The following is a 15,194-nucleotide window of genomic DNA, read 5'->3' on the forward strand; positions in this document are numbered from 1 at the left end:
CGGCGTTTTCTCAAAGAATTGTTTTTCCGCATCATGCGGATAGCTTCTAGGCTGGGCTCCGGCACGCGCGTCAGACGGCCAGCCGGTGGGAGGAAACCATGACCGATACGACGTCCAACCCGCAGGCCGATACGGCGCGCGCGTCGGAACTCGGCGCCGTCGCCCGGTTCCTGAAGGCGACCGAGATCGACACCCGCATGCTCGGCATGATCGGCGCGCTGCTGGTCATCTGGATTGGGCTGCATGTCATTTCCAGCCTGCGCCTCGGCGTCAACCCGCTCGATTTCGACAGCCGAACCTTTCTCACGCCGCGCAATCTGTGGAACCTGTCGGTACAGACGTCCGCGGTTGCCATCATGGCCTGCGGCATGGTGCTGGTCATCGTCATGCGCAACATCGACCTGTCGGTCGGTTCCGCCGAGGGCCTGATCGGCATGGTGATGGGATTTGCCCAGGTGCATTTCCTGGTGCGCTTTGTCGGGCTCGAACTCGGCAATCCGTGGATCTGGGTCCTGGCGTTGGTCATCGGCCTGGCGCTCGGGCTGTTGATCGGCGCCTTTCAAGGCTTCGTCATCGCCTATCTCGAAGTGCCCGCCTTTATCGTGACGCTGGGCGGCCTGCTGGTCTGGCGCGGTGCCGCCTGGTGGGTCACATCGGGCCAGACCGTGGCGCCGCTTGACGCCACTTTTCAGCTGATGGGCGGCGGGCCTGCAGGATCGATCGGCGCGACCTGGAGCTGGGTCGTCGGGATCGTCGCCTGCCTCGCCGTGGTGTTTGGGCTGTTCAACGGGCGGGTGCAGCGCAAGCGTTTCCGGTTTCCGTTACGTCCGATCTGGGCCGAGACGCTGCTCGGTGTCGTCACCTGCGGCGCCATCATGGGTGCGGTCTGGCTCGCCAATTCCTATCCCTGGCCGATTGGCATCGTGAACAGATATGCGGCCGCCAACAACATCACCGTTCCCGAAGGCGGCCTGTTCATCGCCCACGGTATCGCCATACCGGTGCTGATGGCTGTCGCCGTCGGGCTGGTCATGACCTTCATCACCAACCGCACCCGTTTCGGCCGCTATGTCTTCGCCATCGGCGGCAATCCCGAGGCGGCCAATCTCGCCGGCATCAACACGCGCTGGATCACCATGAAGGTGTTCATGATCATGGGCGTGCTGGCCACGATCGCCGCGGCGATCTCCTCGGCCCGGCAGAATTCGGCCACCAACGTGCTTGGAACGCTCGACGAGCTGCTCGTCATTGCAGCCGCCGTGATCGGTGGCACGTCGCTAGCCGGCGGGTCGGGAACGATCATCGGCGCCATGCTCGGCGCCTTGCTGATGCAGTCGCTGCAGTCCGGCATGGTGCTGCTTGGTGTCGACTCGCCGCTGCAGAGCATCGTCGTCGGCGCCGTCCTGGTGATCGCCGTGTGGCTCGACACCGTCTATCGCAAGCGCGTCTAGGAGGGCATGCCATGACTGACAAGACTGCTCCTGCAGCCACCGCGCTGATCGACATGAGGAACATCTCCATCGCGTTTGGCGGCATCCGCGCCGTCGACGACGCCTCGATCGATCTTTTCCCCGGCGAGGTCGTGGCGCTGCTCGGCCACAATGGCGCCGGCAAGTCGACATTGATCAAGATCCTGTCCGGCGCCTACAAGCGCGATTCGGGCCAGATCTTCGTCAACGGCGAGGAGGCATCGATCTCCAATCCACGCGACGCCAAGAAATACGGCATCGAGACGATCTACCAGACCCTGGCCTTGGCCGACAATGTCGATGCCGCCGCCAATCTGTTTCTCGGCCGCGAGCTGATGACCGCCTGGGGCACGCTCGACGACGTTGCCATGGAGGCCGAGGCGCGCAAGGTGATGGGTCGGCTCAATCCCCGGTTCCAGCGTTTCAAGGAGCCGGTGATCAAGCTGTCGGGCGGCCAGCGGCAATCGGTGGCGATCGCGCGTGCGATCCTGTTCAACGCCCGCATCCTGATCATGGACGAGCCGACGGCGGCGCTCGGTCCGCAGGAAACGGCGCAGGTCGGCGAACTGGTCAAGCAACTCAAGTCCGACGGCATCGGCATCTTCCTGATCAGCCACGACATCCACGATGTGTTCGAGCTCGCCGACCGGGTCTGCGTCATGAAGAACGGCCAGGTCGTCGGCACCGCCCGCACCACTGATGTCACCCAGGAGGAGGTGCTGGGCATGATCATTCTGGGCAAATGCCCGCCAGGCGCCATTCCCGGACCGGGTGCGCTGAAGATCGCGGCCTGAGATCAACCCAGATCGCGGTTGCCGGACACGTGATATGCCAGCCGTAAGGATGCCTTGGCCTTGGCATTGTGTTGGCACGGCGACTTGCCCATAAAGGTCCGACATTGCTCAGGGACCGCACGATCCGTTGAAGAAGCTTTTCCCGATCATCGCCTTTATCGCCGTCGCGCTGATCAGCATGGTGATGGCAGGTTTTGCCTATTTCGCCACGCAGGAAGCCGCGCGTATCAAGTTCGAGGCGACTGCCGACGATGCGCTCAACCGGATCGAGAGCCGCATCGACCTGCATCTGTCGCTGCTGCGCTCGACGCAGGCCCTGTTCGACGCCCGCAATGGCGATATTTCTCGCAATGAGTTCAAGGCGTTCTTCACCGCACTCGATGTCGACAAGAATTTCGCCGGCTTGCGCGGTATCGGCTTCCTCAGGCTGGCAAAGGCGGGCGACGAGGCGACGGTCGAACGCGACATGCTGCACGATTATGGCGTCAGTCATCCAATCTATCCGGATACCACGCAACCCTGGCGCACCCCTATCGTGCTGTTCGAACCGCTGGATCCATCCAATCAAGCCGGCATCGGCTACGACATGTTCAGCGAACCGGTGCGGCGTGTGGCGATCGAAAAGGCGATGTCCGACGACCAGCAGCACGCCAGCGGGCTGGTGCAGCTGGGCCAAGACACGGGCGCTGCGCAGACGTTCACCGGCTTCTTCGTTTTCGTGCGGCTCAATGTCGAAACCGCTCCCGACGTCATCAATGCTTCGAGATCCTCGACGGCCGGTTTTCTCTATGCTGCCTTTCGGGCTCGCGATCTGTTCCAGACCGCGCTCAGCCGGTCGCCGCTGCTGCCGGTCAACACCGAAATCTATGATGGCGATGGTGCCGTGAACGGCGACAATCTGTTGTTCCGGTCGGAGACGCCGCCGGCTTCCACTTTCGGCGACAGGCTGCTGGTCACCCGAAAGATCATCGTGGCCGGACAGCCATGGACTGTCCTGTTCCGGCCGACAAGCGCCTTCTCGCAGCCGTCGTCGCGCGCTATTCCGGTGATGCTGGGGCTGTTCGGCCTGCTGTTGGCGGGTGCCATCGCGCTGGTGGCGCGCTATCAGGAGCGGGCCTATGAGGCAGCGTCGCGATTGCACGAAACGACGGAAAAGAGCCTGATCGAAAAAGACCTGATGCTGCAGGAGATGAAGCATCGCATCAAGAATTCGATCACCAGGGTGCTGGCTATCGCGCGCCAGACGGCATCGCGGGCTACCGACGTCAACGAGTTTTCCGCGTCCTTCTCGGCCAGGCTGCAGGCGATGGCAGCGTCCCAGGACATGCTGACGCGCTCGCGCTGGCAGAAGGCCGACCTTGGCGATCTCCTGCGCATCGAGCTGGGTCAGGTGTTCGGGAAGGAGCTACCCGATGAGCTGTTGTCGGGACCGCAGGTGCTGCTCGACGAAACCACGACGCAGGCGCTCGGCCTGACCTTCCACGAACTGGCGACGAATGCGCTGAAATACGGCGAAGCCGGCAATTCCGTTGGGGCGCTGAAGGTGGACTGGTCGGTCGAAGGACGCGGGCGCGACAGGATGCTGGCTCTCAACTGGCGCGAAAACGGGCAGAAGCAACTCAAAGCGCCCGCCAAAACCGGCTTCGGCACCAAGCTGATCGACCTCAACGTGACGCGCGAATTGCGCGGTACGATCAAACGCGATTACCAGTCCAATGGGTTGAACGTGGAAATCAAAATTCCACTCGCCAACTGAGCGCGACCTTCACCCGAAAAGGATCAAGCGTCCCTACATGAAAAATCCGAAGGCCAGCGGACCGGCCTTCGGATCGACGTGTCGATTATCGCCGAATTAGTTGCAGCGAGCCGTGTAGATCCGGCCGCGATGATCGCGATACTGGCAATAGCCATTGCGCAGGTTACGCACCAGCAGGCCGGATCCGGCACCGACGGCCGCGCCGATCAGCGCGCCCTTGCCGCCGCCGACCAAGCCGCCGACACCGGCACCGATCAAGCCGCCGCCAACCACGTCCTTCTCAGTCGAGGTGCAGCCACTGACCGCGACCACAGCAACCATGGCAATAAGTATCTTCCGCATAGAGTCACTCCTCACTTTGTGTCCTCACTTTTAATAAGCTCCAACCGCCATTTAGCATGAAATGGCGCCCGTTGCCCGCTCGAATTTATTGTTGGCTAAGATAGTCTTTTTCGGGGCGCGTCATATTTGACGCAACCACGGTATTTGAAATCTCCAGGGATGCGTCGATACTGCCGTCCCGGCCGACTTTCCACACCACCTGGTCGTAGTCGTCTTCGAGCGCCGGGTCGACCGCAAGGCATTTGGCGACGATGTGTTCGGCCTGCCCCTGCGCGTCGCCCATGGCGAACGGGCGTTCGGCGACACATTGGTCGGCGGTTTCGAAAACACTGACAGGGACATGAATCTCACGGCAATCGGCCATCGTGTTCGAGCAGCCGATGACCAGCAGCAATGCGGCGATGTGTTCCATGGCGAAAACGTCCTCTCGCCACAGTAACGGTCCACATTCCGCAAAGTTCCTGCACTACAAGACCCACCGCGAATTAACATGGGAGCGACCAAGGGCCGCAGGTGGCGCGGAAGTCAGTAAACCAGCTGGAAGAAGACGACCGCGACGATAACCGTGGCCAGACCCAGAGCGACAAGGCGCAACGTAGCAGGAGGAACAGGAGCCAGCGGTGGCGCGGAAGCCTCGGAGTCCTCAAACTCGCCCATGGAAATCCGGGCGGCTTGCTCCAGTCTGTTCATGTCGGCAACCGTCAAGGCATCCCTCCCGCACCATGCTGCGGAAATGTTCGAGGATGCAACAGGTTCCAGTGGTATCTGGGAAATAAAGCATCGGCTTTTATGGTGAACAGCCGGTTAAGGACCTGGTGCGGGTGCGCTCAATCCGTCTCGAAATTGCCGTGCGGAACGACGAGGCGGTACTCAAGGCGGCCAGCCGCGATTTCGAGCGTGGCCGTTCCGTTCAGTGAGGCCGGCACGACCCGTTCGAGTGCGACGCTGCCGAAGCGCTTCTCGCTAAGCCTCACATCACTGGCTCCGATTGCCTCCGCCCATGTCAGCGACAGGGAGGTTCCCGTGTCGGCGGCGGTCAGGTCGGCTGTAACATTGACGAATCCGCCGGGCCGCGACAAGGCGCCGTAACTCACCGAATTGACGGCGAGTTCATGCATCGCAAGGCCGATATGCAGGGCAGCGTTGGGATTGAGATAGGGGTTTGCCCCCTGAAACCTCAGGGTGCGAACCGGATCACCGCCATAGCGGCCAACCTGGCCCGATACGAGTTCGCGAAGCGCCGCACCCCGCCAGTTGGAAGAGGTCACGAGATCCTGGGACGAAGCCAGCGATTGGAGCCGGCCGCGAAAGCGTGTCAGGAAATCGCCGATGCTGTCGGAGTAGCGGCCGGTCTGGGTGGCTATGCTCTGGATGATCGCCAGCAGGTTTTTGGAGCGATGGCTCACCTCCCGCAATAGCGTCGTTAGCGTCTGCTCACGGCGTTTCTGCTCGGTCGTCTCGACCATCGTGGTGACGACGCCTTGCACAGCGCCGCCGTCGCCGTGGTCGGCATCGATCCAGACCTCGAACCAGCGGCTGCCATCCTCGACGGGAACGCTGATCTCGAGACGTTGCGGGTTGCCGGATGCAATGACGTCGCGCTTGGCTGTGCCGATGCGGTCGGCCTGCGCTTGGGGCAGGATGCCGATGCTGTCGGCGGTGTCCAAAACCCAGGGCGCACGCATGTTGCGCGCCCATACGGTTTTCATCTCGCGATCCTGATAGAGAACGGAAATGCCGGCATTGTGCAATGCGTGAAGAAGGGCACGGCCGAGCTGCATGCCGCTTTCAGCAGGATGGAGGGCGATGACTTCATCGCTTTGCACGGCATCCTTCCTGTTTTCGGTCCTGGAACCCATCGGCCAAACTGTCCACCCAATTCAGGCTGAACGGCTCACCGTTGAATGGGTTCCAAAGAGGTTTCCCGAAAACCCGCCGCCAAAAACGGTCCGCCGGACGGTGTCCTTTGAGGGACACCGCCCGGCGGTGGCTGGAAACCGTTTGAGGGGTGCGGCTTCCAGTGTTCGGCCGTTCGTCCTTACGAAGCCCGCTTGAACAGGCCCGCAAGAAGCGAAATGATCAGGAAAGCGAGGAAGATGAAAAACAATATCTGCGCTATGCCGGCAGATGTGCCGGCGATCCCGCCGAAACCAAGCGCGCCGGCGATGATTGCAACGACGAGAAATACGAGCGCCCAGTAAAGCATGATCCATCTCCTTCGAATGGTGCGATGAAAACGCGGGTGGTTGCGGTTTGTTCCCACCCTTTTGCCGAAAAAGACCGTGCTTGCAATTCGTTCGGCAGCCGGACGTCCAGGAATTTCCCCGTCGCCGGCGGCCACAAGCGAGGAATTGATGAATTGAGGATCTGGAGAGATTCGGCGAGCGAGCTATTCCCTAGGGTTCGTCAATCCTTCGATTCCTCCGCTCCCCAATTCCCAACTATGCAGCCGCCTTCGCTTGCCGGTCAAAGAACAGTGCCTGGCTGATCAGCGCCTTGACCATGTCGGGATTGAACGGCTTGGTGACCAGGAAGGCCGGTTCCGGCCTTTCACCAGTCAACAGGCGCTCGGGGAAGGCGGTGATGAAGATGACCGGCACCGATGTCGATGACAGGATTTCGTTCACGGCCTCAATGCCGGAACTGCCGTCGGCGAGTTGGATGTCGGCCAGCACCATCTTCGGCCGCGTCTTGCCGAACATCATCACTGCCTCGGCATGCGTGCGCGCCGTTCCAACGACGCGGTGCCCGAGGCTCTCGACCATTTCTTCGATATCCATGGCGATCAGCGGTTCATCCTCGATGATCAGGACGTCGGTTGCCACCTGACGCGATATCTCGTTGCTCGCCTGGGCAAGCAGCTCTGAAAACTCCTGGTCGCCGACGTCGAGGATCTCCGCCGCTTCGTCCTCGCTGAAGCCTTCGACCGCCACGAGCAGGAAGGCCTGACGGGGCCGCGGCGCAATCGCATTCAAATTGGCGGCGGTGCGCTGTTCCCACGCCGATTGCGCCTGCTCCTGTGGAACGCGGATGGCGACCGATGTGAACAGCTTGGCGAAAACCTTGTACAGGGCGATGCGGTCGCTCGATGCTTCGGGAAATATCTCGATATCGGCGATGATGGCTTCGAGCATCGCGGCTACCAGCGCATCACCACTCTCTTGTGACCCGGAAACAGCCCGCGAGAAGCGGCGCAGGAAGGGCAGATGTGGTGCGATGGTTGCGGATAAGCTCATGGTAAGACGTCTCCCTCAGAATGACGTGATTTCATAGCAAGCTGGATGCGAGCCCTGACGATAACGCGGATTTTTTGAAAAAGTTCCGCCTCGACGGAACAAATGCCGTGAAGGCGCGTTTGGGGTCGGGATGGGCAACCAGACGAGGGCGCCGCTTGCGTTGTGTCGAGTATAGTAAGAGCGGCTTTGAGCGCTGGGAATACAAGGGCAAAATGACGGATATGACGAAAGATATTCTGGCTGGCGCCGAGAGCAGGCGCCGGAACGGCTCCGGTGACGCTCTTGGGCCGAACTCCGAAATCGGACGCAAACTCAAACAATATTACGACGCGCTGGTCTCCGACGATGTGCCGGATCGCTTTTCCAAGTTGCTTAGCCAACTGGAACAGGCTGAACCCGCACAGAAGAAGGACTGAGGCATGGCCGCGGTCTCACAAGGCTTCAAGACTGATCTGCTTGGGGCAATCCCAAGTCTGCGCGCGTTCGCCGTGTCGCTGACGCAAAATGCCGACAAAGCCGACGACCTCGTCCAGGAAACGCTCGTCAAGGCTTGGGACAAGCATGAGAGCTTCCAGCCCGGCACCAATCTCAAGGCGTGGCTTTTCACCATCCTGCGCAACGAGTTCTATTCGCAGATGCGCAAGCGCGGGCGCGAAGTGCAGGACAGCGACGGTATCATGACGGCCAGGCTTGCCGTTCATCCGGCCCAGCACGGCCAGCTCGACCTGAAGGATTTTCGTGGGGCGCTGGAGCAATTGCCGGAGGACCAACGCGAAGCCATCATCCTCATCGGCGCATCTGGTTTCTCCTACGAGGAGGCTGCGGAGATCTGTGGCTGCGCGGTGGGGACGATCAAGAGCCGCGTCAGCCGAGCCCGTACGCGCTTGCAGGAGATCCTGAAAATATCAGGCGAGGACGAGTACGGTCCGGACGCGATTTCGGCCCAGGTAACGGGCTCGCCGGCGAGCTGACCGTTCGCGTCTCAAGCGCGTCCGCAGGCCGCGGCGACCGCTTGCACGAGGTCTTCACCCGAATAGGGTTTGCCAACCAGCGTGACGCCCGGAAACGATGCCTTGATTTCATCGGCATCCGAATAACCGGACGCAAACACGAAAGGTATGCCTGCCGCGCGTAGCCCGGAGGCGAAATCGATCGTCGAGGCGCCGCCCAGCATCAAGTCGACAATGGCTGCATCGAATCGTGTGGCGACCTCGCGGCCGTCGACCTCGGTCAGGTCACGCGCAATCACCACCTCATCGGCGCCATGGTCGCGGCAAAGCTGCTCGACATCCATGGCGATGAGAAATTCGTCCTCCAGGACAAGAATCCGCAATCCGTCAAGCAATGTGGGCACAGGCAAAGACTCCTTGAAACGCCGGAGTCATGATCGCTAATTGGCTTGCTGTCATTTAAAAAAGACATGTGGCCAGCGGGCGGAACCTCAATCCTTGCAACGCGTTGAAACGCGGCTCTCCAAGAGCGGCTTTCGAAGGGGGGTCGAAATGTCAGTCCAGAACAATAGCGCTTTTTCCAACCGCCAATATCCTTGCGAGAACTGCCCATTGCGGCCGTTGCCGGTTTTCCGCGACTTCGAAAAACAGGAACTGGCGTTCATCAGCAAATTCAAGAAGGGCGAACTCAACGTCGACAGGGGTGCCACGGTGCTGGTGGAGGGAAGCCATAGCGCCCATCTCTACACCGTGCTCTCCGGCTGGGCGTTTCGCTACAAGCTGCTGCAGGACGGCCGCCGCCAGATCCTCAACTATCTCATGCCCGGCGATCTGATCGGCCTGCAAGGCAGTGTGATGGGCGAGATGCAGCATTCCGTCGAGGCACTGTCACCGATGCTGCTGTGTGTTTTCGAGCGCGAATCTCTGCATGAGCTGTACCGCAATCATCCGGGGCTGGCCTACGACATCACCTGGATCGCATCGCGCGAAGAGCGGATGCTGGACGAGAATCTGCTCAGCCTCGGGCGCCGCAGTGCGATCGAGCGCGCTGCCTATCTCATCGCCTTCATCGGCAGCCGTGCCAAGGTCGTCGGACTGAATGGCAACCAATCCGTCCAGATACCGATCACGCAGCAGCATATTGCCGATACGCTCGGCCTGTCGCTGGTTCACACCAACAAGACGATCCGCAAGCTGATGGATCGCAAGCTGATCGTCTGGCGCGACGGCGGCTGCGCGGTTTCCGACAATGAAGGGCTCAAGCGGCTCGCCGGCTGGGAAGGGCTGGGTGAAGCGCGCCGGCCATTAATCTGAGGAAGCGCTTTTTTGCCGAAGCCCGCGGACCGGGTGCGCGCCGATGCGTTTTGGGCTACTTTGTCCCCAATGCCGGAACCTTGAAGCGTGCAGCGCGTTTGAAACTAAGCAATCACAAGGAGTTAAGCCATGGCCACTGCCGCAGGAAAGACCGCAACCGACGCCCGGGCAAATGCGGACCTGGAAGCCGATATCAGGCAGTTGAAGGCCGACATCGACAAGCTTACCAAACAACTGGCCAAGACCGGCGAGCATGGCTATGGCACCGCGCGCCGCGCAGCCACGGAAGGGGTCGAGCAGTTGCGTGCGCAGGGCGAAGCAGCCTTTGACAGCCTGCGCAGCAATGCCAAGGACATCGAAGCGCAGATGATGGCGAGCGTGCGGGAAAAGCCGGTGACGTCACTGGCGATCGCCGCCGGCGTCGGCTTCCTTTTCGCGCTCATCGCGCGTCGCTAGTCGACTCCAGATGGGAATGTTGGCAACCCTGATCTCGGGTCTCGCCTCGGGGGAAACCGCGGCCGCCATACGCCGGGCTCGCACGGCGGCACTCGTCTATGTGGTCGCCATGTCCGCCGCACTTTGCGGTCTCGGCTTTCTGGTCGGGGCCGCCTACATCTGGACGGCGATGCGCTACGGGTCGCTCGCCGCCGCGCTGGGATTTGGTGCCGGTTTCCTGGTGCTTGCCGGACTTATCGTGCTGATCTACCGGATATCCGCAGGTTCGCGCGCCCGGCGCCGGGTGCAGCGCCGCAATGCCGACATGAAGGCGATCGGCATCACCGCCGCACTCGCCGTGCTGCCGAGCCTGCTCAAGGGAAAAGGCGGTCTCGGCGTCATTCTGGGGCCGGCCGTGGCGCTCGCGGCCTACGCCATCTACCGCGAGAACGTGAAATCCGACGATCCGGATGAGAGCGAGCGGAGATAGAGCTGTCGGGAGGTCACTTCGACAGATCTTCCAAGGGCATCGATATTTCGGCAAACACACCTTCCGGCCGGAATTCGTGGGTCACTTCGCTGGAAATGACCTTGGCCAGGCTGCGGCGAATGAGGATCGAGCCGAAACCGTGCCGATCCGGCGGAGCGACTTGCGGGCCGCCGCTTTCGCGCCAGGTCAGCACAAGACGCCGGGCATCCCTCCTGCCTTGCGTCCTCCAGCCGAGGTCGACCCTGCCTGACGGCACCGACAGCGAGCCGTATTTCAGCGCGTTGCTGGCGAGTTCATGCAGGATCAGGCCAAGCCCGACGGCCTGGTCGGGCGACAGCAGCAGGTCGTCGCCGGAGATGGTCATGCGCGGCTGCTCGGCCGTTTCGAAAGGTTTGACCTCGATCTGGACGAGTTCACTGATGCCGATGCCACGCCACTCGCGGTCCGACAACAGATTGTGGGCGATGCCCAAGGCCTGAAGCCTGGCGCCGAAGGCCTCGAGGAACTGGCTTGGCTGGCGGGCATGACGCACGGTCTGGGTTGCCAGCGCCTGGACGGTCGCCAAAGTGTTCTTGACGCGATGGTTAAGCTCACGCAGCAGCAGCCGTTGCCGTTCGTCGCCGAGCTTGCGCTCGGAGATGTCGTAGTTGACGCCGAAGATCAATGTCGGCTTGCCGTCGCCGTCACGCTCGATGACACGGCCGCGCGTGGCGAGCCAGCGCGGCGGATGAAAGCCCTTTACCCGGTATTCGCCGAAATAGTCGTCGCTGCCGGTCAGAGCGTCGCGAAAGCGGGTTTCGGTCTGGTAGACGTCACGCGGATCGATGGCGGTGAGGATGTCGCGTGCGCGCAGCCGGTTGGAGCGCGGCAGGCTGAACAGCTCCGACATCAATGTGTCGCATTCGATGACATCGGTGCGAATATCCCATGCCCAGCTGGCGAGCGAGGCCGCATCGAGTGCGATGGCGCGTCGTTTTTCCTCGCGCACCAGTGCGGCCTCGGCGATCGCGCCGCTGCGGGTTGCGTCCTTGAGGGTAAACAGGCTGGCGGCGAGGCTAGCGAGCGCCTTCAACTGGTCGAGCTCGGCGCGGGATGGAAAACCATGCGGCTCGCGGTCGAACACGCACAGCGTGCCGATGCGGGCACCTGCCACGATTATCGGCGCGCCGGCATAGAAGCGGACATGGTGCTTTCCGGTGACCAGCGGGTTGGTCTTGAAACGGGGATCCGCCGTTGCGTCCACGACCACCATCGGCTCGTCGCCCGCGGCAATCGCATGGGCGCAGAACGAGACGTCCGTCGCGGTTTCGGTCTCGTCCAGGCCGAAGCAGGATTTGAACCACTGCCGTTCGAGGTCGACAAGTGTGACCAAGGCCATCGGCACCCGCATCACCGCCGCGGCAAGGCTGCTGACTCGATCGAAATCTGGGTCGGCCGCCGTATCCAGCATCTCCAATCCGTGCAGCACGGCCAGGCGGTCAACTTCCTTGACTGCGCGCGCAACTTCGGCCGGCAGATCGGGTGCTGTTTGCGTCTTGCCAGTCACCCCAATTGCCTCGTCCCGGTCTTCGCCGCCGCATGCTCGCACTGGTGCAAGGCCAGCGCGCTTTTCCGGAACCATCCTAGCGAGGAACCGTTACCCGACAATGATTCGCCAAGCGCGCCAGTTGGTGCAGAACGAGACAGGGATCGAGCATGGCCAAGATCATTCCAGAAAACAAGGCGCGGCAGGGGCGATGGGGCTGGCATGGATTTCGAATCCTGATTGCCGCATTGCTCCTGGTGTTTGCTGCGTGGGGCATTGCCGAGATCTATGGTGTGTTGATCAAGGCGCCAACCAGCGATGAACAGCATGTCCCTGCACCCAACACCACTCAGCAGGCTCCTGCTGGTTAAAGCCGGTTTGTTCGTTGCGCCGCACCGCATCAGGCGGCTCTCGATTGGGCCGCGCTCGCCGGTACCAGTACATTCAGCGCGCCAGGCTGGATTTCGATTACCGTTTCACGGTCCAGCCTGACCAGTTCACCGTCCATGACAGCGCGGAACTTGCGGCTGTCCGAATGGATTTTCAGCACCGTTCTGTTCGTCTGGTGGATTTCGACATGTTCGTTGTCGCGCCATTTGCCGCGCGCGATGTTGAAGAAGAACTTGACCAGTTCGGCGCGCTGCTTCGCCACCGTGACATAGACACCAAGCACGCCGCCCGCCGGATTGTCGGCGTAGGGCAAATGGCCTTCGCCGAACAAATTGTTGGTGATGCCGATGCCGGTGATGCGTGCCGCCATTTCGGCATCGCCGATGCTGAGCGTCACATTCATCGCAGGTGGATTGTTGATCGTCGCCCAAGCCGCCTTGGCCGAGGCGCGGATCTTTCCCAACCGCGAACCGAACTCCATCTTCTGGCGCAGTTGCACCATTTTCGCATGCATGCCGATCGAGAACTGGTGCACGAAAGGCTGGCCATTGGCCGTCGCCACGTCGACCGCGATGATTTCGCCGTCGGCGAAGGATTTCAGCGCCCCGTCGAGCGATTGCGGGATGCCCAGCCCGCGTGCGAACAGGTTCATGGTGCCGGCCGGTAATATGGCAAGCGCCTTCTTCGTCCCCATCAACCGGGCGGCTGCGGCGGAAATGGTCCCGTCGCCGCCACCCGCCAGCACGATATCGACCGAGCGACGCGAAGCCGCGCTGTCGAGCGTTTCCACCACGTCCTTGCCGGCAACAATCTCGATGCTGAGCGAGTGACCGGCCGTCTCCAGCGTCTGATGCATCCTGTCGGAGAAAGTGGCGAGGTCAGTGGTGCGCAAAGTGCCGCCATCCCGGTTTAGCACCGCCGCAAAATTCATGCCCCGCTCCCACCGTGTCAGCCCAAAGCGGCCGGGACATACCAGCCTACGGCTGAAACGCGGCGGCGACGGAAAGGTTCCCCTTGCCGCTTGGTGGCTGCCCGGCGGAGCGATCATTTTGTCGGAACAACAGACTGGTCACAACGTTGTGAACCTGTAGATGCCGCGTCCGATTTTCCAGCAAAGACGCGGCGCATGAGATCAGGCACGAGGAGAGACTATCATGATCCGCAATCTTTTAGCCACGACCGCACTCGCAACACTGATCGCGACCGGCGCATATGCGCAGAGCGCGACAAACCCGGCGCCCGCGAAGAGTCCGGCCGCTCAGGAGACAGGCGCCGCAACGGTCCGCGCAGAAGGCAGCATCGTCACCAACATCATCGGTGAGTCCGTCTACAACGGCACCGGCGATGATGCCGAGAACATCGGCAAGGTCAGCGACGTCGTCTTCGACAAGGATGGGCAGGCGAAATCCGTTGTCATCGACGTCGGCGGTTTTCTGGGCGTCGGTGCCAAGCGCGTTGCCTTCGACTACGCCAAGCTGCAGTGGGCCGAAAAGAATGGTGACCGTTGGCTGGTAGCCCCGGCCACCAAGGACGAGTTGACGGCGCAGGCTGAATTCGACAGCAAGCCCTACGCGCCGGCCCCGGCGCCTGCGGCATCGACTGACGCGACCGCACCGACGGCACCTGCTACGACGGATTCAGCCCAAAAGCCGGCCGACATGAACGCCGTACAGGCGGAACCGGTGAAGCGTGCGGACGGCAACCTTGCCACCAACATCCTCGGTGAAGACGTTTACAACGGGACCGGTGATGACGCGCAGAATATCGGCGACGTCAACGACATCGTTCTGACCAAGGAAGGCAAGGCCAAATCCCTGGTCATCGGCGTGGGCGGTTTCCTGGGCCTCGGCGCCAAGAACGTGACCTATGACTTCTCCAAGGCACAGTGGGCCGAGAAGAATGGCGACCGGTGGCTGGTCGCCCAGACCACCAAGGAAGAGCTGCAGGCACAGCCGGATTTCGACCGCAAGGCCTATGACCCGGCGCCGGCAACGACGGCTTCCAATGAGCCTGCGGCCACCGCTCCGGCAGCTGTGCCCTCCACGGCTCCTGCTGTCGCTCCGGCAGACAAGACCGCCGAAGCTCCGGCAGCGACAACCCCTGACGCTTCGGCTCCCGACCAGACACGGACTGCCGCCATCGACAAGTCGACGTTGACCGAGATGCCGGTCGGCGAGATCCGTGCCGATGACCTGAAGGGCACGACTGTCTACGGCGCCAACGACGCCAGGGTCGGCGAGATCGGCGATGTCGTGCTTGCGCCCGACAAGAAGGCCGATGCGGTGATCGTCGATGTCGGCGGCTTCCTCGGCATCGGCGAGAAGGAGGTCGCGGTCGGCATGGATAATCTCAAATTCATGACCGACAAGGACGGCAACAAATATCTTTACACGACCTTCACCAAGGAACAGCTTGAGGCACAAACCGCCTATGACAAGGGCAGCTATGCCGAGAAGCGCGATCAACAGCGGATGATCGTCAGGTAACTCCGCC

The 15,194-nt window shown here is 61.7% G+C and carries 19 protein-coding genes; 10 read left to right on the top strand and 9 right to left on the bottom strand.

Translation table 11 applies throughout. The annotated features are described in order from the left end of the window. Positions 1 to 98 precede the first annotated feature (98 nt). From LB558_RS17470 to LB558_RS17480, 3 genes are all read left to right on the top strand, one after another. On the top strand, positions 99 to 1,451 hold the full coding sequence (locus tag LB558_RS17470) for a sugar ABC transporter permease (protein WP_224698718.1): 1,353 nt from the start codon (positions 99 to 101) through the stop codon (positions 1,449 to 1,451). An 11-nt stretch (positions 1,452 to 1,462) separates the two neighbouring features. Then, complete coding sequence (locus LB558_RS17475; RefSeq protein ID WP_224698719.1) at positions 1,463 to 2,263, top strand: ATP-binding cassette domain-containing protein; 801 nt, start codon at positions 1,463 to 1,465, stop codon at positions 2,261 to 2,263. Positions 2,264 to 2,390: 127 nt separating this feature from the next. Then, positions 2,391 to 4,019, top strand: a complete 1,629-nt coding sequence (locus tag LB558_RS17480) for a CHASE domain-containing protein (RefSeq protein WP_224698720.1) — start codon at positions 2,391 to 2,393, stop codon at positions 4,017 to 4,019. A 96-nt stretch (positions 4,020 to 4,115) separates the two neighbouring features. Here the strand turns inward: LB558_RS17480 and LB558_RS17485 are convergent, their stop codons facing one another. The 6 genes from LB558_RS17485 to LB558_RS17510 all read right to left on the bottom strand — a co-directional run bounded on the left by LB558_RS17485 (position 4,116) and on the right by LB558_RS17510 (position 7,597). Continuing rightward, on the bottom strand, positions 4,116 to 4,361 hold the full coding sequence (locus LB558_RS17485) for a YMGG-like glycine zipper-containing protein (protein WP_027037064.1): 246 nt from the start codon (positions 4,359 to 4,361) through the stop codon (positions 4,116 to 4,118). 85 nt (positions 4,362 to 4,446) lie between these two features. Next, positions 4,447 to 4,773, bottom strand: a complete 327-nt coding sequence (locus LB558_RS17490; RefSeq protein ID WP_224698721.1) for a hypothetical protein — start codon at positions 4,771 to 4,773, stop codon at positions 4,447 to 4,449. Between the two features lie 113 nt (positions 4,774 to 4,886). Continuing rightward, positions 4,887 to 5,066, bottom strand: coding sequence for a hypothetical protein (locus LB558_RS17495; protein WP_224698722.1), 180 nt, complete (start codon positions 5,064 to 5,066; stop codon positions 4,887 to 4,889). A 122-nt stretch (positions 5,067 to 5,188) separates the two neighbouring features. Beyond that, entirely contained in the window at positions 5,189 to 6,220 is a 1,032-nt protein-coding gene (locus LB558_RS17500; protein ID WP_224698723.1) for a sensor histidine kinase, read from the bottom strand. Between the two features lie 179 nt (positions 6,221 to 6,399). After that, positions 6,400 to 6,567, bottom strand: a complete 168-nt coding sequence (locus LB558_RS17505) for a DUF1328 domain-containing protein (protein ID WP_091578592.1) — start codon at positions 6,565 to 6,567, stop codon at positions 6,400 to 6,402. A 235-nt stretch (positions 6,568 to 6,802) separates the two neighbouring features. Next, a complete protein-coding gene (locus tag LB558_RS17510) occupies positions 6,803 to 7,597 on the bottom strand; it encodes a response regulator (RefSeq protein WP_023810997.1) in 795 nt (264 codons plus the stop codon). Positions 7,598 to 7,809: 212 nt separating this feature from the next. Here LB558_RS17510 and LB558_RS17515 point away from each other — a divergent pair, with 212 nt between their 5' ends. Then, positions 7,810 to 8,013 (top strand): NepR family anti-sigma factor, encoded by a 204-nt coding sequence (locus LB558_RS17515; protein ID WP_224698879.1) that lies wholly within the window; start codon positions 7,810 to 7,812, stop codon positions 8,011 to 8,013. A 3-nt stretch (positions 8,014 to 8,016) separates the two neighbouring features. Beyond that, positions 8,017 to 8,568 carry a sigma-70 family RNA polymerase sigma factor gene (locus LB558_RS17520; RefSeq protein WP_027037058.1) on the top strand — a complete coding sequence of 184 codons (552 nt, stop codon included), beginning with the start codon at positions 8,017 to 8,019 and terminating at the stop codon, positions 8,566 to 8,568. 11 nt (positions 8,569 to 8,579) lie between these two features. On the opposite strand, the gene LB558_RS17525 is transcribed toward LB558_RS17520, so the two are convergent. Further along, complete coding sequence (locus LB558_RS17525) at positions 8,580 to 8,891, bottom strand: response regulator (protein ID WP_164754445.1); 312 nt, start codon at positions 8,889 to 8,891, stop codon at positions 8,580 to 8,582. A gap of 208 nt (positions 8,892 to 9,099) precedes the next feature. On the opposite strand from LB558_RS17525, the gene LB558_RS17530 reads away from it, so the two are divergent. The 3 genes from LB558_RS17530 to LB558_RS17540 all read left to right on the top strand — a co-directional run bounded on the left by LB558_RS17530 (position 9,100) and on the right by LB558_RS17540 (position 10,786). Next, a complete protein-coding gene (locus LB558_RS17530) occupies positions 9,100 to 9,861 on the top strand; it encodes a Crp/Fnr family transcriptional regulator (protein WP_224698725.1) in 762 nt (253 codons plus the stop codon). A gap of 129 nt (positions 9,862 to 9,990) precedes the next feature. After that, positions 9,991 to 10,317, top strand: a complete 327-nt coding sequence (locus tag LB558_RS17535) for a DUF883 family protein (RefSeq protein WP_013529287.1) — start codon at positions 9,991 to 9,993, stop codon at positions 10,315 to 10,317. A gap of 10 nt (positions 10,318 to 10,327) precedes the next feature. Then, positions 10,328 to 10,786, top strand: a complete 459-nt coding sequence (locus tag LB558_RS17540) for a hypothetical protein (protein ID WP_224698726.1) — start codon at positions 10,328 to 10,330, stop codon at positions 10,784 to 10,786. Positions 10,787 to 10,799: 13 nt separating this feature from the next. On the opposite strand, the gene LB558_RS17545 is transcribed toward LB558_RS17540, so the two are convergent. Next, entirely contained in the window at positions 10,800 to 12,332 is a 1,533-nt protein-coding gene (locus tag LB558_RS17545) for a sensor histidine kinase (protein ID WP_224698727.1), read from the bottom strand. 149 nt (positions 12,333 to 12,481) lie between these two features. On the opposite strand from LB558_RS17545, the gene LB558_RS17550 reads away from it, so the two are divergent. Then, positions 12,482 to 12,682 carry a hypothetical protein gene (locus LB558_RS17550; protein ID WP_224698728.1) on the top strand — a complete coding sequence of 67 codons (201 nt, stop codon included), beginning with the start codon at positions 12,482 to 12,484 and terminating at the stop codon, positions 12,680 to 12,682. A gap of 29 nt (positions 12,683 to 12,711) precedes the next feature. On the opposite strand, the gene LB558_RS17555 is transcribed toward LB558_RS17550, so the two are convergent. Next, positions 12,712 to 13,632, bottom strand: a complete 921-nt coding sequence (locus tag LB558_RS17555; RefSeq protein ID WP_224698729.1) for a diacylglycerol/lipid kinase family protein — start codon at positions 13,630 to 13,632, stop codon at positions 12,712 to 12,714. 223 nt (positions 13,633 to 13,855) lie between these two features. Between LB558_RS17555 and LB558_RS17560 the strand changes: the two genes are divergently transcribed. Then, positions 13,856 to 15,187 (top strand): PRC-barrel domain-containing protein, encoded by a 1,332-nt coding sequence (locus tag LB558_RS17560; protein WP_224698730.1) that lies wholly within the window; start codon positions 13,856 to 13,858, stop codon positions 15,185 to 15,187. The last annotated feature ends 7 nt before the right edge of the window (positions 15,188 to 15,194 follow it).

It is taken from the genome of Mesorhizobium sp. CO1-1-8, from assembly GCF_020164875.1.
Classification (GTDB): domain Bacteria; phylum Pseudomonadota; class Alphaproteobacteria; order Rhizobiales; family Rhizobiaceae; genus Mesorhizobium.

Excerpts from the sequence above, each read along its gene's own strand:
- LB558_RS17500 (WP_224698723.1), bottom strand. The coding sequence starts at position 6,220 with ATGGGTTCCAGGACCGAAAACAGGAAGGATGCCGTGCAAAGCGATGAA.
- LB558_RS17560 (WP_224698730.1), top strand. The coding sequence starts at position 13,856 with ATGATCCGCAATCTTTTAGCCACGACCGCACTCGCAACACTGATCGCG.
- LB558_RS17520 (WP_027037058.1), top strand. The coding sequence starts at position 8,017 with ATGGCCGCGGTCTCACAAGGCTTCAAGACTGATCTGCTTGGGGCAATC.
- LB558_RS17475 (WP_224698719.1), top strand. The coding sequence starts at position 1,463 with ATGACTGACAAGACTGCTCCTGCAGCCACCGCGCTGATCGACATGAGG.
- LB558_RS17550 (WP_224698728.1), top strand. The coding sequence starts at position 12,482 with ATGGCCAAGATCATTCCAGAAAACAAGGCGCGGCAGGGGCGATGGGGC.
- LB558_RS17530 (WP_224698725.1), top strand. The coding sequence starts at position 9,100 with ATGTCAGTCCAGAACAATAGCGCTTTTTCCAACCGCCAATATCCTTGC.
- LB558_RS17555 (WP_224698729.1), bottom strand. The coding sequence starts at position 13,632 with ATGAATTTTGCGGCGGTGCTAAACCGGGATGGCGGCACTTTGCGCACC.
- LB558_RS17505 (WP_091578592.1), bottom strand. The coding sequence starts at position 6,567 with ATGCTTTACTGGGCGCTCGTATTTCTCGTCGTTGCAATCATCGCCGGC.
- LB558_RS17540 (WP_224698726.1), top strand. The coding sequence starts at position 10,328 with ATGGGAATGTTGGCAACCCTGATCTCGGGTCTCGCCTCGGGGGAAACC.
- LB558_RS17510 (WP_023810997.1), bottom strand. The coding sequence starts at position 7,597 with ATGAGCTTATCCGCAACCATCGCACCACATCTGCCCTTCCTGCGCCGC.
- LB558_RS17470 (WP_224698718.1), top strand. The coding sequence starts at position 99 with ATGACCGATACGACGTCCAACCCGCAGGCCGATACGGCGCGCGCGTCG.
- LB558_RS17485 (WP_027037064.1), bottom strand. The coding sequence starts at position 4,361 with ATGCGGAAGATACTTATTGCCATGGTTGCTGTGGTCGCGGTCAGTGGC.
- LB558_RS17525 (WP_164754445.1), bottom strand. The coding sequence starts at position 8,891 with ATGGATGTCGAGCAGCTTTGCCGCGACCATGGCGCCGATGAGGTGGTG.
- LB558_RS17515 (WP_224698879.1), top strand. The coding sequence starts at position 7,810 with ATGACGGATATGACGAAAGATATTCTGGCTGGCGCCGAGAGCAGGCGC.
- LB558_RS17490 (WP_224698721.1), bottom strand. The coding sequence starts at position 4,773 with ATGGAACACATCGCCGCATTGCTGCTGGTCATCGGCTGCTCGAACACG.
- LB558_RS17535 (WP_013529287.1), top strand. The coding sequence starts at position 9,991 with ATGGCCACTGCCGCAGGAAAGACCGCAACCGACGCCCGGGCAAATGCG.